The following is a 19,306-nucleotide window of genomic DNA, read 5'->3' on the forward strand; positions in this document are numbered from 1 at the left end:
GTACGGGTCGGTGGTGCCCATGAACGCCCATCATGCCTCGTGCACGAGCAGATCGGGGTCTTGCCCGGGTCTTGCCCAGCATCCGCTTCTGCCGCAGGCCGGGCGCCATTTTGCGTGAGGAGGCGCGGTGAGGTCGAGCGCGCGGTCGTGCCGATGAGCGCGCGCCCGGCGGGGTCGGGGGATGACATGATTGCCTGCGTGATCCAACGCCGGGCGGAGTCGACGAACCGAGTGTTGGCGGGTGCCGAGGTGTTACTCGCGGGCCTGTTCTCGGCGAAAGACACCGAGATGGACACCAAGCTAGACCACTTGGCCACGGCGGTGGAGGCGTACGGTGCGCAGGTCGTGGGCCGGCACGTTCAGCGCCGCGGTGTCTCGCACGGCGGTGCGGACCAGATGGCCACTCCGTTCTCGCGGCGGACATTGCTGAGCGCGGGCAAGGCCCGCGAGGTCGCCAATGCATGTCGGGCGAGTCAGGTAGGGGCGGTGGTGTTCGCGAATCCGCTGACTGAGCACCAGCGAACCGTCCTCGGCGAGATGTTCGGCTGCACCGTGCTCAGCCGTGAGGACCTCTTCGCACCCGGTGGATAGCATCCGCATCTACTGCCGGCCCTGCGCCACGTTGCGTGACGAGGCATGGTGAGGTCGAACGCACGGTCGTGCCGAGAACAGTGCATCGCGACCCGGCAGGCAACACGGATTCAGATCCAAGCGGCTACGCTGCGCTCGTGGAGGCAGCCGACATCGAGCCGGGGGCCGTGTTCCGGTTCCCGCACGAGACAGACCGAACCGGGTGCTTCTTCGCGACAGCGATGTCGTCATGTATGACGCCTGGTGGCCACACCTCGAGGCATGGGGACTGGCAGACCTCGCAGCGATCAAGCGCCACTACGTCACCAGCGTGTCCGCAGTGGAAGAGAAGGCGACACATCTGCGAACGGTGCCCTTGACAGCCGACGAGATGGCGGTGCACCGGCCTGACCTGCCGTTCGCCGCCGTTCAGGACGTGGCGATGACGTGGTCCTCGGGCGATACCGGTCGGGTCACCGACGCTAGGGCAGAGCTGAGTGCGTCCCAGGTTTACTTGTTGCCGTTCGGACCCGGCGGAGGCACCAAGGCGGGGGTTCGAGTTGCCGCGGACAACGGCAATGCCTTCACCGTCGGGGAGCTGTTCCGCAAGGCCCAGGCCGTCCAGGCTCGGCATCTCGGTGATGTTCTGCCAGGCGCGGGAGCCGGGATCTATCGGTCCGGGCTACAGCGAGGACTCCCCGCCTACTACCTGTGGGGAGCGGTGAGCCGACTTCATGAGCACCTCGCAGCACATCGGCGATAACGATGCACGCATCTGCCGCGCTCCGCGCGGTTGCAGTTGCACGGTTGGGCCCGACTGGGTTGCTTCGGGTGTCGATACTCGGACGAATTCGCCGTGGGCGAGACGATGACCGTTCTGGTCGATCCCAGCGGCCTCATCGCCCCCGAGACCCCAAACGAAGTTGCCGACGCCCGCTTCTGGCAGATCGCCGGGCTCGTGAGTCTCGTCGCAACCCTCGTCCTGCTGGGTCACCGGCGGACTCACACCCCGCGTGGCTGACGGCCATCTCGTTCGGCGGCGGCTCCCTCGTCCGCCACGATCCAGACATCGCAGCAAGTACGAATCGGACCTATCACCGCTTGCCTAGACGGGACTGGCAGGGCCTTCAGAACTTGGGCTCGGCCGGCGAGGGCAGCATGGCGGCCCATTTGCGTAGTACGTTGACGGCCTGGTCCCGGAGTGCTCCTTCGGCGACCTCTTCACGCAGTGACCGGCGCTCAGCCGGTTGGGCAACCTCCCGGTAGAACTGGAGGTCTCGAAGCCGTACGTGGCTACGTCGTGGCTGCTGGCTCTGAAGATCAGGCGGGGGATGCGCGCCCAGTAGCAGGCCATGAGGCACATGGGGCAGGGCTCGCTGCTGGCGTACATGACGGCGTCTTCGAACAGGTGCCGCCCTAGCTTGCTGCCAGCGTCGCGTAGGGCCATGACCTCGGCGTGTGCGGTTGGGTCTCGCAGCTCGACAACGCTGCTGGTGCCTTCACCGACGACCTGCCCCGATATGACGACGATGGCACCGAACGGAGTCTTACCTTCGTCTTCCAGCGCGCGCCGCGAAATCTCGATTGCCCTTGCGAGGAACAGTTCATCTTGCGCGTCTAGTGCGAGTCATCCGCCCACGATGCCTGATCGCCGCCCAACCGCGAGCAGGGCCGACCGTCGGAGGAAACGATGGACGACCGGTTGGGCATCGGCGTGGCCAACCAGGGACGCTACCGTGACGTCGTCGACGGGATCGACGAGCATGTTGCTGAACGATGGAGGAATGCCGCGTTCCCCGAGGTCAGGACCGCGAGCCGGTTGCCACTGCTCCCAAGCTGCTACCAATGTAAGGGGCAACAACGCGAAAGCCCGCTACCGGCTGTTCCGGTAACGGGCTCACGACCTGCAAATATCCGTGGTGGGCGATACTGGGATCGAACCAGTGACCTCTTCGGTGTGAACGAAGCGCTCTCCCGCTGAGCTAATCGCCCTCAGCGCCGTTGACTCTACCCGATCGAGAACCCAGACCAAAAATCCGGGGTCGGCAGGTCGTCAGTGGGTCGCGAGGTAGTGCAGCGCCCGCGCCACCACGTCGATGCCGAGGCTGTACTTGAGCGAGAGCCACAGCACCACGGCCACGAACACCAGCCCGACCGCGCCCAGCAGGAAGCGCACCGGCAGTGACCGTCGGAGCACCCAGCGCGTCCACGCCTGCACGTTTCGCCGGGTGAAGGTGAGCAGCCGGCGGGCCCAGATGAACTCAAGGGCCCAGATGCCGAGCCCGCCGATCACAATCAGCCAGCCGGGGCCGGGCAGCGGGATGAGGGCGATACCGACGGTGACCACGATGGCACCGGCGACGGCGATGGAGATCTTGAGGGCGATCCGGCCGGTGGGGTTGGCCCGGATCAGGTCGAGGGTGGTGTGCACCCGGTCCCGCCAGCGTCCTCGGGGCCGCGGCTCGACGGCGACGCCGGAGGCGTCTCCGGTGCTCTCGCCGGCGCCCCGCTCACCGTGCTCCACAGGCACCTCACACCCCCGCCTTTCGGCTGCTCGGGCCGCTCCTTTCGGCGGGTCGGCCGCGCTCCCCTGCTCCACTGAGGAACCCATCGTGACCATTTCCACCCCAGTGTCGCCCCGGACCGTCACCCACGTTGAGGACTGGACGTTACCGGAGTAAGTCGACGACTGAACCACCCGTTGCCGGGCGGGACCACGGAACTGGGCGAACAGGGAATTCTACAAGAATTTTCACATTCTCGTAGGCGTTCCCGACCCCCTTCCCACCACTGGGTGAAGTCAGCGTATGGCGGAGCGTAGCCAGGAGTAGCACCTGAGTATGGGAAAAGCGGGACACGCGCGTTCCGCAGCGGTGCCGGGGGGAGAACGTCCATGAGTGTGATTCGACCGACGACCGTAGAGGTCGAGACGTCGCTAAGGCTCGTCGCGCCTGACGCCACCGCATTGCCGGTGCGTGCCAGCTTGCGTTACGACCCTGCTGACCCGTATGCGGTCCATGTCCTGTTCCACGCCGAATCGGCCGGCGGTGAGGCGGTGAGCTGGTCGTTCGCCCGCGAACTGCTGGTCACCGGGCTCGACGAGCCGGCCGGCATCGGCGACGTCCGGGTCTGGCCATGGGCCACGCCGCGCGGCGACTTCGTCGCGCTCGCGCTGTCGTCCCCGGACGGCAACGCCCTCTTCGAGGTCCCGCGCAGCGTCCTCGTGCGCTTCCTGCGCCGGACCTACGTCGTCGTCCCGCGCGGCCGGGAGGCCGAGCACCTGGACGTCGACACGGCGGTGAACCGGCTGCTCGCCGGCCGCTGACGACGCACACCCGGGCCGCGCGGATCTGCCGAGTCCGCGCGGCTCCGGCAACTCACCGCCCGGGTACGCCCCGACTCAGCCGTGCGTGGTGATGCCGCCGTCGACGGGGATCACCGCCCCGGTCAGGTACGCCCCGGCCCGGGACGACAGGTAGATCGCGGTGCCCGCCATGTCCTCGGGACGGCCGATCCGGCCCAGCGGCACCTGCTGCTCGATCGCCGCCCGGGACGCCGGGTCGTCCAGGGCGAAGGCCATCATCTTGCTCTCGAACGGGCCGGGCGCGATCGCGTTGACCGTGATCTGCTCGCCGGCGAGCTGGTGGGCGAGGCTGCGGGTGAGCATGTGCACGGCCGCCTTGGTCGCCGAGTAGGCGTACACCTCCATCCAGGGCACGCGGAGGCCGTCGATCGAGCCGATGTTGATCACGCGGGCCGGGTCGTCAGCGCCGGCTGCCGCGCGCAGCGCCGGCAGCAGCGCGGTGGTGAGCCGGAAGACGGCCTTGACGTTGACCGCCCAGAGCTTGTCGAAGGCGCTTTCCGGGTACGCCTCCAGCGGCGCACCCCAGGTGGCGCCGGCATTGTTGACCAGCACGTCGAGCCGGTCGGTGCGCTCACGGACGGCGGCGGCCAGACCCAGCGCGCCGTCGTCGGCACTCAGGTCGGCGGGGATCGCCGCGCAGTGCCCCTCGGTGGACAGTTCCTTGGCCACCCGCTCGCAGACGTCGGCCTTGCGCGAGGAGATGATGACCTTCGCGCCGGCCCGCACGAACCCTCGGGCGATCATCAGCCCGATCCCTCGCGAGCCGCCGGTGACCAGGACCGTCTTGCCTTCGACCGAGAACAGATCCGTCATGTCCATCCCATCGCGAGTCGGCGGGACCGCGGGCCGGTCCGGCGCGACCGCGGCACTACCGATCGGTAACCTAACCGGCCAGCGTCCCCGGCGACAAGACCCGTCCCTGATGCCCGAATCCGCCGAAGTGCAACATCAGCCGTCGGCGGTTAACGTCGGGGCGATGGTCACTCCCGGTCAGCTCCCCCAGGCCACCCGCACCGACCTGCCCACCCCCGACTACGACACCGACGACATCGCCACCGGTGCGCTCGGTGACCTCGCGCCCGAGCCCGGCTGGCCCCGCCCGGTCCTGCTCGACGCCGACCTGCTGATCCTGGTCACGGGCGGTCACGGCAGGGCCGAGCTGGATTTCCGGGCGTTGCCCTGCCGGCCCGGCGCGCTGCTGCGGGCCCGCCCCGGACAGGTGCTGCGCTGCCTCGGCCCGCAGCTCGACGCGACGGTGGTGCGCTGGGGCACCGGAACGCTGAACGGCCTCGGCGTGGACCCGGAGGCGGTGCCGGCGTATCGGCAGCTCGCCGGGGAGGACGAGGACGCGGTGATCAGCGAGGTGACCCAGCTGGCCGTGGACGCGGAGCGCCACGCGGGGGTGCCGGCCGCCACGGCGCTGCTGCGCCACCAGCTCGCCGTGCTGTTGCTGCGGCTGACCCTGCTGCCCGGCGCTCCCGGGCACGCGCCCCGCCCGGAGACGGACACCTTCAAGCGGCTGCGCCGGGAAGTGGAACGGGGCTACCCGCACACCCGCCGGGTGGAGGACTACGCCGGCCGGATCGGGTGCTCGGTGCGTACGCTGACCCGTGCCTGCCTGGCGGTGACCGGGCGCAGCGCGAAGCAGATGATCGACGACCGGGTCGCGTTGCAGGCCTGTCGGCTGCTCGCCGCCACCGACGAGTCGATCGCCGGGATCGGTCGGCGGCTGGGCTTCCCCGAGCCGACCAACTTCGGCCGCTTCTTCACCCGCGAGATCGGGGTGAGCCCGGGTGCGTTCCGGGCCGCCCGCGAGCAGCCGCTGCCCGTCGGAGTGGTGCGTCCCCGTCCGCCCGCCGACTCGCCCGTCCGGTCCGGCCCGGCATGATGGCAGGGTGCAGATCTCCGCGCGCGGCGACTACGCGGTCCGGGCCGCCCTGAGCCTGGCCACGGCGTACCCGACCCTGCTGTCCACCCAGGCCATCGCGGCGGAGCAGGACATGCCCCGCAAGTTCCTGGAGGCGGTGCTGGCCGACCTGCGCCGGGCCGGGATCGTCCGGGCCCAGCGCGGCGCCGAGGGCGGGTACACCCTGGCCCGGCCGCCGCGTGAGACAACCATCGGGCAGATTCTGCGGGCCGTCGACGGCCCGCTGGCCGGGGTTCGCGGGCTGCGCCCGGAGGAGACCCGGTACGAGGGCGCGGCGGAGAACCTGCCCCGGCTCTGGGTGGCGGTCCGCGCCGCCGTGCGGCAGGTCGTCGACGAGGTGAGTCTGGCCGAGATGGTCAGTGGGAAGCTTCCGGGCCACGTACGCCGGCTGATCGCCCGCCCCGACGCCTGGGAGCCCCGCTGACGGGAGGCCCTCGACCGGTCGGCAGGACCGGCCCCGGGGCGTGGCGTCCGAGCGGCTCGGTCGTTCCCACCGATCCGGCCCGGGTGGGGGCGGAGAATCGCCGCATGGCCGACGGGACGTACCGGCGGGAGCGTCGACGGGCGTTGGTGGCGTGTCTGCTGCTGCTCGCGGCGTACTTCCTCGTGCCTCTGGCGCACGACCCGAACGTGGTCCGCCTCGTCCTGCGCACGATCGGCACCGTGGTTGTGGTGGTGGCCGTCGCCGTCGCGATCACCCGGCAGGTACGCGATCAGCTCGCACCCGCCGCGCCGACCGGCGAGGTGGCGACCCGTTCGCTGATCCGCCTCGCGGTCGCGCTGGTCGCCGGGGTGCTCGCCTTCGCCCTCGGCGACTACGTCATCGCCACCAACCGCGTCGGCGAGTTCGTCGGGCTGCGGACCCGGGTGGACGCCCTCTATTTCGCGCTCAGCACGATCACCACCGTCGGGTACGGCGACGTGCACGCGCAGGGGCAGGTCGCCCGGGTGGTGGTGTGCGGGCAGATGCTGTTCAGCATCGGTGTGATCGCGACCGGCGCCTCCATCGTGGTCAGGCAGTTGGCCCAGCGGTCCCGCCCGGGGCGGCGGTGATCACCACGTCCCCGCCGAGCCGGCCGTGCTCGGGCTCTCGGATGACCGTGCCGGCGGTGAGCAGGGTGGTCAGCGCCCGGTTGGCGTCGGCGGCCCGGTACACCGTCGAGGTGACCGCGAAGCGGCGCAGCTCGGTCACCGTACGCGGGCCGGAGCGGGCGAGTTCGGCGAGCAGCTCGCGGCGCAGCGGGCCGGGCTCCGGGTCGAGGGTGATGTCCACCGGGCGGCCGGCGGGGTCGGCCGGGTCCCGGTAGCGCACCCCGGCGTACTCGTCGAGGGCCCAGAGCGCGTCCTTGAGCGCCTCCAACGACCGGTCGGAGCCGGTGGCGTAGCCGAGCAGCCGGGCCGGCGCGTCGGCGGCGGGGACCAGTTCCACCTCGGTGGCCAGCGGGAACCCGGCGTTGGCCAGCAGCGGCCGCAGCGCGGGGCCGGGCTCGGTGACCAGCAGCAACTCGGCCGGACGGCCGGACGCGGCGGCGGCGGCCAGTAGGGCCGGGTCGGGGTCGCCACCGTCGACCACGGTCAGCAGCGGGGCACCCGCCGCGCCGGCGGCCTTGAGCGCCACCGGCAGCCGGTCCGGGTTGCCGGGGACCACGTGCACGGCGACCTCCGCCGGCAGGGTCGCCTCGACCGCGCCGAGCCGGGCCGGCAGCTCCGTGCCGTCGGGGGCGAGCACCAGCACGGTCAGCCGCCGCCCGTGCAGCCGGTCGGCGAACTCGGCCACCACACGGAGCGCGGCCTCCGCGCCCGCGGTGTCGCTTTCGGCGTACGCGAGGGCGAGGGTGGCCCGCCGGGAGCGGTGCAGCGCTGCGGGCAGCCAGTGGTCGAGCTGCCGGACGAGCAGCTCACGCAGGACGGCGTCGGTTGACATCCTGACGTTCTACCGCACCGGTGTTCAGGCCGGGACGGAGATCCCCACCCCGCCGCGGGTCTGGCCGCCGTAGCGCTGCCGCTCCCGGTCGAGGTCGAGCCGGCCGATCCGCTTGCGGGCGGCGAGGGCGTCGTCGTCGAGCAGGTCGGCCGGGACGAGCCAGACGATCTCGAACTCCAGGCCGTCCGGGTCCTGCCCGTAGAGGCTCTTGGTGGTGCCGTGGTCGGAGGCGCCGACGAGGGCGCCGGCGGCGGCCAGCCGCTCGGCGGTGGCGGCCAGCTCGTCCAGGGTGTCCAGCTCCCAGGCGAGGTGGTAGAGGCCGACGGTGGCCCGGCCGGCCGGCGACGGGCCGGCGGCGGTGCCGATCTCGAACAGGCCGAGGTCGTGGTCGTTGGTGGAGTCGGGCGCCTGGAGGAACGCGGCGCCGCGGAAGCCGTCGGGCGTCATCGGGATCGGGCGGAAGCCGAGCACGTCCCGGTAGAAGGCGACGCTGCGTTCGAGGTCGCGGACGTAGAGGACGGCGTGGTTGAGGCGGTGGATTCCCATGGCTCCCACGGTAGCGCGATTTGGTTGAGCGTTCAACAAGTTGCGGTATGATGGACGCCATGACGAGGTGGCTGGACCCCGACGAGCAGCGAACCTGGCGCGCCTTCCTCACCGCCTCCCGGGCACTGATGGACGCCCTCGACCGTGAGCTGCAACGCGACGCGGGGATGCCGCACGCGTACTACGAGATCCTGGTCCGGCTCTCCGAGGCCCCGGACCGGCGGCTGCGGATGAGCGAGCTCGCCGACGCCACCGGCTCGTCCCGCAGCCGGCTCTCGCACGCCGTCGCCCGGCTGGAGGCCGAGAGCTGGATCCGCCGTGAGGAGTGCCCGACCGACCGGCGGGGACAGATCGCCGTCCTCACCGACGCCGGCTTCGCCACCCTGGCCGCCGCCGCGCCCGGCCACGTCGAGGGGGTACGCCGGCACCTGTTCGACGCGTTGAGCCCCGCGCAGGTGGACCAGCTCCGCCGGATCAGCGAGACACTGGCCGACCACCTGACCGCATCCCGACCAAACTGATCCACATCGGGGCTTGTACTTACCGTCGCCGGACGAGCACGATGGGGCGTGACCTCCGGTTTCGGTGAACTGACTGTCCAGGCGCACCACCTGGTGGCCGAGGGTGACCTGGCCGGGGCCCAACGACTGCTCGCCGACGCGCTGACCGACGCCGACCCGCATCCCGCCAACGCCTCCCCCGAGCTCGCCGAGGCCGCCGGGCTCCAGGCCCGGGTGCTGGTCGCCCTCGGCGAGCCGCACACCGCGCGGGGTTGGGCCGCCTTCGCGTACGCGGCGTCCACCCGGCTGTACGGCCGCTCCGACGAGCGCACCGTCACCTCCGCCGCCACCCTGGCCGCGGTGCTGCACCGGGTCGGCGCCGACGCCCGGGCCGCCCGGCTCTACTCCGAGGTCATCATCGAGCTGACCGCCCGGGACGGCCCGGAGTCGCAGCGGGTGCTGGCCGCCCACGCCGACCTGGCCACTGTGGAATACGCCCGCGGCCAGTGCGACGTCGCCCGCGACCGGTTGCAGGACACCTGGGAACTGCACCGCGAGGTGTACGGCGACGGCCACCCGAGCGGCATCAAGATGCTGGCCAAGCTCGGCGCGATGGAACGCGACTGCGGCCGGTACACCGAGTCCCACGAGCACCTGACGCTCGCCGAGGAGCTGTGCCGGCTGCACCTGCCCGCCGACGACCCGCTCGCCGCGCAGGTGGCCGGGCTGGCCCGGGCCGCCGCCGACCCGGACCACGCCTGCGCCACGCCGGAGCCGCCGGCCCGGGAGACGCCGGTCGTGCCCGCCGCCCGGGTCCCACCGGCCGCCGAGGGTCCGCCCGAGCCGATCCTCCCCGAGGCTCCGCTCTATCAACCACCGGACCGGGCCGAGGGCGGCCACCCGAGCGTGCCCAACCCGCGGACCCCGCCGGAGGCCGCCGACGACCCGCTCGACGACTTCTCGTGGCCGCCCGAAGAGCCGGCCCACGAGCCCTGGCGGCCGGAGGAGAGCGCGCTGCCGCCCACGGTCGTCGGGCTGGCCGAGGGCGAGCCGGAGGGCGTACGCCAGGTGCCGCGTGCCGCCGAGCCCGAGTCGCCGCCGCGCTACCTGCCGGTGCACGTGCCCCGGCCGCCGGCGCCCGCGGCGCGGGCCAACCCGTGGCTGCCGCTGGTGATCGCCGGGGTGATCGTGGCGCTGCTGCTCGGCACCATCGCGGTGATCGCCGGGGTGTCCCGGGTGGACCGTCCACGCGAGACCGCGGGTCCCGGGCCCGGCACCACCGGTACGCCGTCCGGCGGCGCCCCCACCCCCACCGACACGCCGAACGCCGCGCCCGCCGCCTCCTCCGGCACCCCGCCGGGACGGGTCCGGCTGACCGACCGGCGGGACAGCATCGTGCTGGACTGGACGTACCCGACCGGCGCGGAGGGGCCGGTGGTGGTCGCCGGGGGCCGCTCGGGGCAGCAGCAGCACACCTTCCTCGAACTGCCCGCCGGGACCGACAGCTACACCGCCTACGGGCTCAACCGCAGCACCGACTACTGCTTCACGGTGGCGGTGGTCTGGTCCACCGACACGGTGGCCCGGGCCGCTCCGGTCTGCACCCGCCGGGGCTGACCGGCCGCCGCACCCCTGAAGGTTGTCGCCACGTTGCGTGATCCTGCCGCAAAATCTATACATCGACAGACGTCACGGTATACCGTACGGCCACCCGGCCCCGACCGGGCCATCCGAAAAGGAGCTACGGTGCGCTTTCGGTTCCCCCTGCGTCGACCGGACCGCCTGGTCGGCGCACTGCTGACGCTGACCCTCTGCCTGTCCGCCCAGTCCGCTCTCGGCGCCGGGCCCGCCCTGGCCGCACCCGCCGGCCCGGCGGGCAGCCCGCTGAACGCCGCCTTCGACACCGCCGCCGCCCGGTACGACGTGCCACGTGACCTGCTCGTCGCACTCGGCTACGCCGAGACCCGGCTGGACGGGCACGGCGGCGCACCCAGCGCGTCGGGCGGCTACGGCCCGATGCACCTCACCAGCAACCCGGCCGTGCACACCCTCGACGAGGCGGCCACCCTGACCGGGCTCGACCGCGCGGCACTGCGCACCGACCCGGCCGCGAACATCACCGGAGCCGCCGCCGTGCTGCGGTCGTACGCCGACCGGGCCGGCCTGACCATCACCGACCGCCGGGACGCCGGCCGGTGGTACGCCGCCGTCGCCCGGTACGGCGGCGCGACCAGCCCGTCGGTCGCCCGGCTCTACGCGGACACCGTCTACGGCCTGCTCGGCACCGGATTCACCGCCGGCCGGGGCGGCACGGTGACGGTCACCGGCCGGCCGACCGCGCCGCAGCGCGGCGAGCTGGCCAAGGTGCCGGCCCTCGGCACGGGCGGCATCGGCACCCTGAGCACCGACTACGGGCCGGCCGCCTGGGCGCCCGCCTACTCCGGCAACTACACGGTGGCCAACCGCCCCACCGACTACCGGATCAACTACGTGGTCATCCACGTCACCCAGGGCTCCTACGCCGGCTCGGTCAGCTGGTTCCAGAACCCGTCGTCGCAGGTGAGCGCGCACTACACGTTCCGCTCCTCGGACGGGGCCCTCACCCAGTCGGTCCGGGAGAAGGACATCGCCTGGCACGCCGGGAACTGGACCTACAACACCCAGGCCATCGGGATCGAGCACGAGGGTTACGTCGACGACCCGAGCTGGTTCACCGACGCCATGTACCGGGCGTCCGCGGCGTTGACCCGCAGCCTCGCGAACAAGTACGGCATCCCGAAGGACCGCGCGCACATCATCGGCCACATCGAGGTGCCGAGCGCGACGCACACCGATCCCGGCCCGTACTGGAACTGGACGTACTACATGCAGCTGGTCAACGGCGTGACCGGCATCGGCAGCGGCACCGTGAACACCGGTGGCGGGACCCTCAACGTCCGCTCCGGCCCCGGAACGGGCTACTCCGTCGTCGGCTCCGTCGCCCATGGCGCGACCGTCAGCATCTACTGCCAGACCACCGGCACCAGCGTGACCGGCACGTACGGCACGAGCAACGTCTGGAACCGGATCGGCACCAACCAGTACGTCGCCGACGCGTACGTGCTGACCGGGCACAGCGGTTTCATCCCGAACGTGCCGCGCTGCTGACTGCGTACCGGTCCCGTCGCCTCGCCGACCTGCCGGGGCGACGGGACCGGCGGCCCGGCAGGTGCAGGTCACGGCCCGGGCGGGCACGGTCAGTCGGTCTCCGGGGCGTCCAGCACCGGCAGCCGCACCGTCACCCGCAGCCCCGGCCCGGTCGTCGCCGGGTCCCGGGGCACGGCGTCGGCGAGTTCCACCGAGCCGCCGGCCCGGCGCACCAGCTCCCGCACGATGGCCAGCCCCAGCCCGGTGCCGCCGGCGTCCCGGGCCCGGGCGTCGTCCAGCCGGGTGAACCGGGCGAAGACCCGTTCCCGGTCGGCCGCCGGGATGCCCGGCCCGTCGTCGGTCACGGTCACCAGGTGGTACGCCCCGCCCGCCGGCGCCGCCCCGCGCTGGCCGGGCACCGGCGGGTCGAGGTGCGGGCCGCTGACCGCCAGCAGCACCTCGCCGTGCGCGTGCCGCAACGCGTTCTCCACCAGGTTGGCGAGCACCCGGCGCAACTCCCCCGGGTCACCCTCGGTCCACAGCGGCCCGGGGGACGGCGCGACACGCACCGGCGGGGTGGGGTAGCGGCCGGCGACGGCACGCAGCAGCTCGCCCAGTTCCACCGGGCCCACCACCCGCGACGGGTGTCCGGCCGGCCGGGCCGACTGCTCGTCGACGCGGGCCAGCAGCAGCAGGTCGTCGACGAGCCGGGCCAGCCGGTCGGTGTCCGTGAGCAGGTTCTCCGCCACCGCCGGCCAGTCCGTCGCGCCGCCCAGTCGCCGGGCCACCTCCAGCTCCGTACGCATGTTGGTCAGCGGGCTGCGCAGCTCGTGCGCGGCGTCGGCGACGAAGGCCCGCTGCCGGGCACGCGACGCCTCCAGCCGGTCCAGCATGTCGTTGAGGGTGACCGCCAGCCGCTGGATCTCGTCCTGCGCCGCCGGTACGGGCAGCTGCCCCGGCCCGGCCCGCCCGGTGATCTCGGCGGCGCCGCTGCGCAACGCCTCCACCGGGCGCAGTGTCGCGCCGACCACCCGCCAGGCGACCACGGCCAGCCCGGCGACCAGCAGCGGGAATCCCACCAGCAGCAGGGTCCGGACCACGTCCAGGCTCTGCCGGACATCGGTCATCGACTTGGCGACCAGCACGGTGAGCGGTCCGTCCGGGGTGCCCACCGGTACGGTCACCACCCGCACCGGGCCGCTGAGGCCGACCCGCCGCCCGTCCTCGAGGAGGCGCTGGCGCTGCCCGGCGCGGAGCTGGTCGGAACGGAGCATCGGCACCAGCCGGTCGGCGTCGATGGAGGCGGCACGCACCCGGCCCTGCGCGTCGACCACCTGCACCCGCAGCTGGCCACCGGCGACCGGCAGCGGATCGGGCAGGCTGTCCTCGGCGGCCAGCCGCGCGACCGCGTCCGCGGTCTGGAACGCCTCGGCGTCGATCGTGCGTTGCAGGGTCCAGCCGAGCGCGCCGAGCAGCAGCACCCCGCCGAGCGCGAACCCGACGCTGAGCCCGAACACGCCGAGCACCATCAGCCGGGCCCGCAGGCCGAGTGTCAGCAGGGGGCCCTTCCGGTACCGGAGGCGATTGGCAGGGGCCCTTCCTTTCACGGTCATGCGGTGAGCCGGTAGCCGGCGCCGCGGACCGTCTCCAGCCGGTCGCGGCCGATCTTGCGGCGCAGGTAGCCGACGTAGACCTCGACGGCGTTCGGGGCGGTGTCCAGGCTGGCGTCCCAGACGTGGTCCAGCAGTTCGGTCTTGGAGACCACCTCGCCGGGCCGGCGCATCAGGTAGTCGAGCAGGGCGTACTCGCGGGCGGTCAGGGCCACCTCGGCGTCGGCCCGGGTCACCCGCCGCCGCGCCGGGTCCAGCCGGAGGTCGCCGACCGTGAGCACGGTCGGGCGTTGCGGCGCGCCCCGGCGCAGCAACGCCCGCAGCCGGGCCAGCAGCACCACGTACGAGAACGGTTTGGTGAGGTAGTCGTCGGCCCCGCAGTCCAGCCCGTCGGCCTGGTCGTACTCGCCGTCCTTGGCCGAGAGCATCAGCACCGGCAGCCAGTGTTCCTCGGCCCGCAGCCGGCGCACCACCTCGTAGCCGGAGAGGCCGGGGAGCATCACGTCGAGGATCATGGCGTCGTAGCCGCCGTGCCGGGCGGCGTCCAGCCCGGCCGGCCCGGTCGGCTCGACGTCCACCGCGAAGCCCTCGGCCTGCAGTCCCCGCTGCAACGCGAACGCGAGCCGCGACTCGTCCTCCACCACCAGTAGTCGCACCCGTCCAAGGGTGCCACCAGGTGACACCACCTAGGGAATCTCCTCAGCGGCCTCACAGCGACCGACAGGCACCATTACCGTCAGGAGGTGTCCAACATGCCCATGATCAAGAACCGTGCCGTACTGCGCTGGCTGGTCCCGGTGGCCGCGGGGGTCGTCGTGATCGGCGGCGGGGCCGCGGTCGGCACGTTCGCCGCCGGGGCCGAGCCGGCGCTGCCGCCGCGCACCGCGGCACAACTGCTTGACGACCTACGCACGTCCCGCCTCGACGGGCTCTCCGGCACGGTGGTGCAGCGCGCCGACCTCGGGCTGCCGCCGATCGCCGACCTGGCCGGCGCGGCCAGCGGAAACGAGCTGGCCAGCCTGCTGACCGGCACGCACACCCTGCGGGTCTGGTACGCGGGCCCGGAAAAGCAGCGGCTCGCCCTGGTCGACACGCTCGGTGAGCAGGACATGCTGCGCAACGGCCGGGACGTCTGGACGTGGAACAGCCGGTCCAACACGGCGTCGCACCGGACGCTGGCGGCGGACGAGGCGACGGTGCCGTCCGCGCCGGCCACCCCGGCCGACGCCGCCGACCGGGCGCTCGCCGCGATCGATCCGACCACCGCGGTCACCGTCGGCCGCTCCGCCCGGGTGGCCGGGCGGGACGCGTACGAGCTGGTGCTGACCCCGCGCGACGCCGACTCCCTGGTGCACCAGGTACGGATCGCGCTGGACGCGAAGGAGCACGTGCCGCTGCGGTTCGAGGTGCTCGCGGACGGCGGCGACCGGCCGGCGTTCGAGGTGGCCTTCACCCAGGTCGACTTCCGTACCCCGGACGCGGACCAGTTCCGGTTCAACCCGCGGCCGGGCGTCTCCGTCACCGAGGCGACCGACGATCGCGGGCCGGCCGGGAAGGCCGCGCCGGACACCGACCGGCGGCCGGACGGCCCGGACGTGCGTACGGTCGGCACCGGCTGGACCACGGTGCTGGTGGCCCGGCTCGACGCGGTCGGACCGGCCGCCGGCCCGAAGGCCGACGCGAAGCCGGATGCGCAGGCCGGCGCCGACGCGCTGGCCCAGGTGCTCGGCGGGTTGCCGAAGGTGAGCGGTGACTGGGGCAGCGGGCGGCTGCTCAGCGGGAAGCTGTTCAGCGTGCTGCTCACCGACGACGGCCGGGTGCTGGCCGGCCTGGTCACGCCGGAGCGGCTCTACCAGGCGGCCAAGGGCTGACCCGGGGGCGGGAGCCCGGCGGGGGTCCGATCGGCGCGAGCCGGTTGGGCCCCCGCTTTTCGTGTGAGAAGAGGGTCGCTGGGGCGGAAAGCCGCGGCATGGCGGGATGATGTGGTGGCGAGCCGGCAGGCTTGGTCCACGACGATGCGACGCGGTATCTTTCTTAGTTCAAACACAAAAAGGAATGGCCTCAAAGAGCCATTCCTGACGCCATTTTAGCCAACAAGGAGCCGGCTTGTCAACGCACTCCGACGCATCGGATGAGCTGCACCAGGACGACGAGATCGGCCGCGAGCAGGAGTACGTCTCGATGCTCTATGACCGGCTGGACGGCCTGCGCGAACAGGCCGGCCACCGGCTCACCGAGGAGCTGCGGAACACCGGCGGCACGCAGCAGGCCCGCTCACAACGCGACTTCGCCGTCCAGATGTACGCCGACCAGGTCGAGCAGTTCTCCGCGGTGGAGAACGGCCTGTGCTTCGGCCGGCTCGACGGCGACGACGACTCGCGCCGGTACATCGGCCGCATCGGCATCTTCGACACCGGCGGCGACTACGACCCGTTGCTGATGGACTGGCGGGCCCCGGCCGCCCGGGCGTTCTACCTCGCCACCGCCGCCAACCCGCAGGGCGTACGCCGGCGGCGGAACCTGCGGACCCGGGAGCGGAAGGTCACCGGGCTCAACGACGAGGTGCTGGACATCGCCGCCGCCTCCCCCACCGCCCACGAGGAACTGACCGGCGAGGCGTCGCTGCTCGCCGCGCTCAACGCCGGCCGTACCGGCCGGATGCGCGACATCGTCGAGACCATCCAGGCCGAACAGGACCGGATCATCCGCGCCGACCTGCCGGGCGTACTCGTCGTGCAGGGCGGTCCGGGCACCGGCAAGACCGCGGTGGCGCTGCACCGCGCCGCGTACCTGCTCTACACCCACCGGCAGCAGCTCTCCACCCGGGGCGTGCTGCTGGTGGGCCCGAACGCCACCTTCCTGCGCTACATCTCCCAGGTGCTGCCGGCGCTGGCCGAGACGGGTGTGCTGCTGTGCACCCAGGCGGACCTCTTCCCCGGGGTGCAGGCCCGGCGGACCGAGCCGGCCCGGACGGCCGCGCTGAAGGGGCGCGCGGTGCTGGTCGAGGTGCTGGCGAACGCGGTACGGGACCGGCAGTGGGTGCCCGACGAGCCGCTGGAGATCGGGCTGCCGCAGGGCGAGATCCTCACCCTCGACCCGGCCGTGGTGCGCCAGGCCCGGGACCGGGTCCGCCGGTCGAACCGCCCGCACAACCTGGCCCGCGCGCTGTTCGACATCGAGATCGTGCACGCGCTCGCCGACCAGGTGGCCGAGCGGATCGGCGCCGACCCGCTCGGCGGCGAGAACCTGCTCTCCGAGGCCGACGTCGCCGAGATCCGCCGGGAGCTGCGCGAGGAGCCCGAGGTCGGCGCCACGCTGGACGAGCTGTGGCCGGTGCTCACCCCGCAACGCCTGCTCGCCGACCTGTACGCCGACCCGGAGCGGATCGCCACCGCCGCGCCGATGCTCACCGACGCCGAGCGGGCGCTGCTGCACCGCGAGCCGGGCGGCTGGACGCCGGCCGACGTGCCGCTGCTGGACGAGGTGGCCGAGCTGCTCGGTGAGGACGAGCGCGCCGCTGCGGCCCGCCGGGAACGGATCCGGTCCCTGCAACGCGAGTACGCCGAGGGCGTGCTGGAGATCGCCCGGGGTTCCCGGTCGATCGACGTCGAGGACGAGGCGGACGGCGGCGAGATCCTCGGCGTCACCGACCTGATCGACGCCGACCGGCTGCTGGAACGGCAGGAGGAGTCCGACCGGCTGACCACCGCGCAACGCGCCGCGGCCGACCGGAGCTGGGCGTTCGGGCACGTCATCGTCGACGAGGCACAGGAGCTGTCGCCGATGGCATGGCGGCTGCTGATGCGCCGCTGTCCGAGCCGGTCGATGACGATCGTCGGGGACGTGGCGCAGACCGGCGCCCTCGCCGGCACGCCGTCCTGGTCCGAGGCGCTCGAACCGTACGTGGCGGACCGGTGGCGGCTGGAGGAGCTGACCGTCAGCTACCGCACCCCGGCCGAGATCATGGCGGTCGCCGCCGACGTGCTCGCCGAGATCGACCCCGAGCTGCGCCCGCCCCGCTCGGTACGGGCCAGCGGCGTGCCGCCGTGGGACCGTACCGTCGACGCGGACCGGCTCGCCGTGGAGTTGGTGGAGGCGACGGCGCGGGAGGCGGCCGGGCTGGCCGTCGGGCGGCTCGGGGTGATCGTGCCGGCCGGCCGGGTCGACGAGTTGGGCGCGGCGGTCACCGCGGCGTTGCCGGAGGCCGCCGTCGGCGAGCAGCCCGAGTTGGCCAACCGGGTGGTGGTCCTCACCACCGAACAGGCCAAGGGTCTGGAGTTCGACTCGGTCCTGGTGGTCGACCCGGACCGGATCGTCGCCGAGTCCCCCCGCGGCCACAGCGACCTCTACGTCGCCCTGACCCGCGCCACCCAACGCCTCGGAATCCTCCGCACCCCCTGACCCTGACCCCGTTGATCATGAGGTTGACGGCGATCTCGATCTCCACGAGCACCGTCAACCTCATGATCGACCAAGGCTGGGGCAGATCAGCCCGGGTGGGGCCGTTCGTCGGTGAAGTTGCCGACCTGACTGCCGCTCGACGAGGCGTCACTCGTCGAGCCGCCGGCCGGGGTGCTCAGCCCACCGGTGGTGGCGTCACCGGTGGTGGTCGGCGCCACCTTGCCCCGGTGCCGCTCCGGCTGCCGGGCCACCCGGCGGGCGCTCGCCGGGCCGGCCGTGCCCCCGGTCGTGGTGACCGCGCCCTGACCACGGGTCGGCCCGCCGTCGCGCAGCACGTTCGGGTCGACCGGGACATGCGCCGGATCGTCCCGATCGTCCTCCTGGATCACCCGCAGCACGTCGGTCTGCGGCACGGTGACCTCGTCGAGCGCGCCCTCGCCGTACACGCCGCCGGCGATCCGCTCCTCGGCCCGGCGGGCGGCGTCCTGCCGCATGTCGTCCTCACGCACGTGAACCACCTCGCAGCGTTCTAGGGATCCCTCTTGCGTCCCCCGCACCCCCCACCCCAAACCCGCCCCCGGCCACCGCCGAGACAGGCGTTGATCAAGGAGTTCGCGTCGGAGTCGATCTCCGCCCAGACGCAAATTCCTTGATCATCGGGATGGTGCTGATGGATGGGCACGGTCCACAGCCGCGGTGGCGCGCGATGGGGCGAAGGGGTGGGCGCGGGATCCGCGATCCGGTGACGGGTCGGTGTTACCTCTCCGGGGGGTCGGGTAGACGGGGGGTGCCCCCGCCAGGTACGAGAACCGTGCCGTGGCCGAAACACGGTAGCGGGGCGAGGGAGTGCAGAGAACGACTCATCACATCCTGAGGAGGACAGATGAGCACGCAGGCTGCATCCACCAGGCCGATGAACCGGCCGTCGCAGGAAGCGCAGAATCGGATGGCCCAGCAGGAGGCCCCGACCCGTCAGATGCCGATGATGGAGGACGGGCACCGGCACAACATGCCGGCTCCGGGCACCGAGACCAAGCAGGCCTTCCTCACCACGGAGTTCTGGGTCTACGCCGCCGCGGTCGCGGGCGTCATCATCGCCGCGTTCTGGCGGGGTTCAGCCACCAACGGCCTGAACATCAACAACCCGAACCTGTCGTGGTGGTTCCTGACGGTCCTGACCGGTGCGTACCTGCTGAGCCGTGGTCTGTCCAAGGCCGGCAGCAGCCGGCGGTCCATTTCGGAACGTCGAGCGTCCCGCCGATGAGTGAGTAACACCTGAGAGCGGCGGTGGTCCCGGGATCCGTCCCGGGGCCACCGCCGTCGTTCGTCCCTTGAGGC

Annotated in this window: 21 protein-coding genes and 1 tRNA gene; 13 read left to right on the forward strand and 9 right to left on the reverse strand. The window is 72.6% G+C overall.

What is annotated here, in order from left to right; all coding sequences use genetic code 11:
• The 3 genes from ACIRG9_RS30485 to ACIRG9_RS30495 all read left to right on the forward strand — a co-directional run.
• Window positions 1–591: hypothetical protein (locus ACIRG9_RS30485; RefSeq protein WP_402863613.1), on the forward strand; the 591-nt coding region annotated here is incomplete at its 5' end.
• 202 nt (window positions 592–793) lie between these two features.
• Complete coding sequence (locus tag ACIRG9_RS30490; protein WP_402863616.1) at window positions 794–1,333, forward strand: hypothetical protein; 540 nt, start codon at window positions 794–796, stop codon at window positions 1,331–1,333.
• Window positions 1,334–1,426: 93 nt separating this feature from the next.
• Window positions 1,427–1,591 (forward strand): hypothetical protein, encoded by a 165-nt coding sequence (locus ACIRG9_RS30495; RefSeq protein ID WP_402863619.1) that lies wholly within the window; start codon window positions 1,427–1,429, stop codon window positions 1,589–1,591.
• Window positions 1,592–1,675: 84 nt separating this feature from the next.
• On the opposite strand, the gene ACIRG9_RS30500 is transcribed toward ACIRG9_RS30495, so the two are convergent.
• The 3 genes from ACIRG9_RS30500 to ACIRG9_RS30510 all read right to left on the reverse strand — a co-directional run bounded on the left by ACIRG9_RS30500 (window position 1,676) and on the right by ACIRG9_RS30510 (window position 3,190).
• Window positions 1,676–2,173 (reverse strand): nucleoside deaminase, encoded by a 498-nt coding sequence (locus tag ACIRG9_RS30500; protein WP_402863719.1) that lies wholly within the window; start codon window positions 2,171–2,173, stop codon window positions 1,676–1,678.
• Between the two features lie 314 nt (window positions 2,174–2,487).
• Window positions 2,488–2,562: transfer RNA gene (locus tag ACIRG9_RS30505), tRNA-Val, on the reverse strand.
• A 61-nt stretch (window positions 2,563–2,623) separates the two neighbouring features.
• Entirely contained in the window at window positions 2,624–3,190 is a 567-nt protein-coding gene (locus tag ACIRG9_RS30510; protein WP_402863622.1) for a TIGR02611 family protein, read from the reverse strand.
• Between the two features lie 273 nt (window positions 3,191–3,463).
• Between ACIRG9_RS30510 and ACIRG9_RS30515 the strand changes: the two genes are divergently transcribed.
• Complete coding sequence (locus ACIRG9_RS30515) at window positions 3,464–3,895, forward strand: SsgA family sporulation/cell division regulator (protein ID WP_007457244.1); 432 nt, start codon at window positions 3,464–3,466, stop codon at window positions 3,893–3,895.
• Between the two features lie 75 nt (window positions 3,896–3,970).
• Here the strand turns inward: ACIRG9_RS30515 and ACIRG9_RS30520 are convergent, their stop codons facing one another.
• A complete protein-coding gene (locus tag ACIRG9_RS30520) occupies window positions 3,971–4,747 on the reverse strand; it encodes a glucose 1-dehydrogenase (protein ID WP_402863625.1) in 777 nt (258 codons plus the stop codon).
• Window positions 4,748–4,910: 163 nt separating this feature from the next.
• On the opposite strand from ACIRG9_RS30520, the gene ACIRG9_RS30525 reads away from it, so the two are divergent.
• From ACIRG9_RS30525 to ACIRG9_RS30535, 3 genes are all read left to right on the forward strand, one after another.
• Window positions 4,911–5,822, forward strand: a complete 912-nt coding sequence (locus ACIRG9_RS30525; protein WP_402863628.1) for a helix-turn-helix transcriptional regulator — start codon at window positions 4,911–4,913, stop codon at window positions 5,820–5,822.
• 7 nt (window positions 5,823–5,829) lie between these two features.
• Window positions 5,830–6,285 (forward strand): RrF2 family transcriptional regulator, encoded by a 456-nt coding sequence (locus ACIRG9_RS30530; RefSeq protein ID WP_402863631.1) that lies wholly within the window; start codon window positions 5,830–5,832, stop codon window positions 6,283–6,285.
• A 104-nt stretch (window positions 6,286–6,389) separates the two neighbouring features.
• Entirely contained in the window at window positions 6,390–6,914 is a 525-nt protein-coding gene (locus ACIRG9_RS30535; protein WP_402863634.1) for a potassium channel family protein, read from the forward strand.
• On the opposite strand, the gene ACIRG9_RS30540 is transcribed toward ACIRG9_RS30535, so the two are convergent.
• Window positions 6,874–7,785 carry a hypothetical protein gene (locus ACIRG9_RS30540; RefSeq protein ID WP_402863637.1) on the reverse strand — a complete coding sequence of 304 codons (912 nt, stop codon included), beginning with the start codon at window positions 7,783–7,785 and terminating at the stop codon, window positions 6,874–6,876. The genes ACIRG9_RS30535 and ACIRG9_RS30540 overlap by 41 nt on opposite strands.
• 24 nt (window positions 7,786–7,809) lie before the next feature.
• The gene (locus ACIRG9_RS30545; RefSeq protein ID WP_402863640.1) at window positions 7,810–8,331 is read right to left on the reverse strand and encodes a VOC family protein; all 522 of its coding nucleotides are present in this window, start codon (window positions 8,329–8,331) and stop codon (window positions 7,810–7,812) included.
• Between the two features lie 50 nt (window positions 8,332–8,381).
• Between ACIRG9_RS30545 and ACIRG9_RS30550 the strand changes: the two genes are divergently transcribed.
• The 3 genes from ACIRG9_RS30550 (at window position 8,382) to ACIRG9_RS30560 (ending at window position 11,978) form a co-directional block, all read left to right on the forward strand.
• Window positions 8,382–8,852, forward strand: coding sequence for a MarR family winged helix-turn-helix transcriptional regulator (locus ACIRG9_RS30550; protein WP_402863642.1), 471 nt, complete (start codon window positions 8,382–8,384; stop codon window positions 8,850–8,852).
• A 48-nt stretch (window positions 8,853–8,900) separates the two neighbouring features.
• Window positions 8,901–10,448: a tetratricopeptide repeat protein gene (locus tag ACIRG9_RS30555; RefSeq protein ID WP_402863645.1), complete on the forward strand. Its 1,548-nt coding sequence runs from the start codon at window positions 8,901–8,903 to the stop codon at window positions 10,446–10,448.
• A 129-nt stretch (window positions 10,449–10,577) separates the two neighbouring features.
• Entirely contained in the window at window positions 10,578–11,978 is a 1,401-nt protein-coding gene (locus ACIRG9_RS30560; RefSeq protein WP_402863648.1) for an N-acetylmuramoyl-L-alanine amidase, read from the forward strand.
• 89 nt (window positions 11,979–12,067) lie between these two features.
• Here the strand turns inward: ACIRG9_RS30560 and ACIRG9_RS30565 are convergent, their stop codons facing one another.
• Window positions 12,068–13,486: a sensor histidine kinase gene (locus ACIRG9_RS30565; RefSeq protein ID WP_402863651.1), complete on the reverse strand. Its 1,419-nt coding sequence runs from the start codon at window positions 13,484–13,486 to the stop codon at window positions 12,068–12,070.
• 80 nt (window positions 13,487–13,566) lie between these two features.
• Window positions 13,567–14,223 carry a response regulator transcription factor gene (locus ACIRG9_RS30570; protein ID WP_402863654.1) on the reverse strand — a complete coding sequence of 219 codons (657 nt, stop codon included), beginning with the start codon at window positions 14,221–14,223 and terminating at the stop codon, window positions 13,567–13,569.
• 96 nt (window positions 14,224–14,319) lie between these two features.
• Here ACIRG9_RS30570 and ACIRG9_RS30575 point away from each other — a divergent pair, with 96 nt between their 5' ends.
• Window positions 14,320–15,438, forward strand: a complete 1,119-nt coding sequence (locus ACIRG9_RS30575; RefSeq protein ID WP_402863722.1) for an outer membrane lipoprotein carrier protein LolA — start codon at window positions 14,320–14,322, stop codon at window positions 15,436–15,438.
• Between the two features lie 310 nt (window positions 15,439–15,748).
• Window positions 15,749–17,968: a HelD family protein gene (locus ACIRG9_RS30580; RefSeq protein WP_402863725.1), complete on the forward strand. Its 2,220-nt coding sequence runs from the start codon at window positions 15,749–15,751 to the stop codon at window positions 17,966–17,968.
• Window positions 17,969–18,054: 86 nt separating this feature from the next.
• Here the strand turns inward: ACIRG9_RS30580 and ACIRG9_RS30585 are convergent, their stop codons facing one another.
• Entirely contained in the window at window positions 18,055–18,477 is a 423-nt protein-coding gene (locus tag ACIRG9_RS30585) for a hypothetical protein (protein WP_402863657.1), read from the reverse strand.
• A gap of 374 nt (window positions 18,478–18,851) precedes the next feature.
• Between ACIRG9_RS30585 and ACIRG9_RS30590 the strand changes: the two genes are divergently transcribed.
• Window positions 18,852–19,232 (forward strand): hypothetical protein, encoded by a 381-nt coding sequence (locus ACIRG9_RS30590; RefSeq protein WP_402863660.1) that lies wholly within the window; start codon window positions 18,852–18,854, stop codon window positions 19,230–19,232.
• Window positions 19,233–19,306 lie beyond the last annotated feature (74 nt).

This window comes from Micromonospora sp. NPDC093277 (genome assembly GCF_044765245.1).
Taxonomy (GTDB): domain Bacteria; phylum Actinomycetota; class Actinomycetes; order Mycobacteriales; family Micromonosporaceae; genus Micromonospora.

What these genes read in the sequence shown, in the direction of transcription:
- ACIRG9_RS30510 (WP_402863622.1), bottom strand. Translation starts at nt 3,190, where the DNA reads ATGGTCACGATGGGTTCCTCAGTGGAGCAGGGGAGCGCGGCCGACCCG.
- ACIRG9_RS30515 (WP_007457244.1), top strand. Translation starts at nt 3,464, where the DNA reads ATGAGTGTGATTCGACCGACGACCGTAGAGGTCGAGACGTCGCTAAGG.
- ACIRG9_RS30520 (WP_402863625.1), bottom strand. Translation starts at nt 4,747, where the DNA reads ATGACGGATCTGTTCTCGGTCGAAGGCAAGACGGTCCTGGTCACCGGC.
- ACIRG9_RS30525 (WP_402863628.1), top strand. Translation starts at nt 4,911, where the DNA reads ATGGTCACTCCCGGTCAGCTCCCCCAGGCCACCCGCACCGACCTGCCC.
- ACIRG9_RS30535 (WP_402863634.1), top strand. Translation starts at nt 6,390, where the DNA reads ATGGCCGACGGGACGTACCGGCGGGAGCGTCGACGGGCGTTGGTGGCG.
- ACIRG9_RS30540 (WP_402863637.1), bottom strand. Translation starts at nt 7,785, where the DNA reads ATGTCAACCGACGCCGTCCTGCGTGAGCTGCTCGTCCGGCAGCTCGAC.
- ACIRG9_RS30545 (WP_402863640.1), bottom strand. Translation starts at nt 8,331, where the DNA reads ATGGGAATCCACCGCCTCAACCACGCCGTCCTCTACGTCCGCGACCTC.
- ACIRG9_RS30550 (WP_402863642.1), top strand. Translation starts at nt 8,382, where the DNA reads ATGGACGCCATGACGAGGTGGCTGGACCCCGACGAGCAGCGAACCTGG.
- ACIRG9_RS30565 (WP_402863651.1), bottom strand. Translation starts at nt 13,486, where the DNA reads ATGGTGCTCGGCGTGTTCGGGCTCAGCGTCGGGTTCGCGCTCGGCGGG.
- ACIRG9_RS30575 (WP_402863722.1), top strand. Translation starts at nt 14,320, where the DNA reads ATGCCCATGATCAAGAACCGTGCCGTACTGCGCTGGCTGGTCCCGGTG.
- ACIRG9_RS30580 (WP_402863725.1), top strand. Translation starts at nt 15,749, where the DNA reads ATGCTCTATGACCGGCTGGACGGCCTGCGCGAACAGGCCGGCCACCGG.
- ACIRG9_RS30590 (WP_402863660.1), top strand. Translation starts at nt 18,852, where the DNA reads ATGAGCACGCAGGCTGCATCCACCAGGCCGATGAACCGGCCGTCGCAG.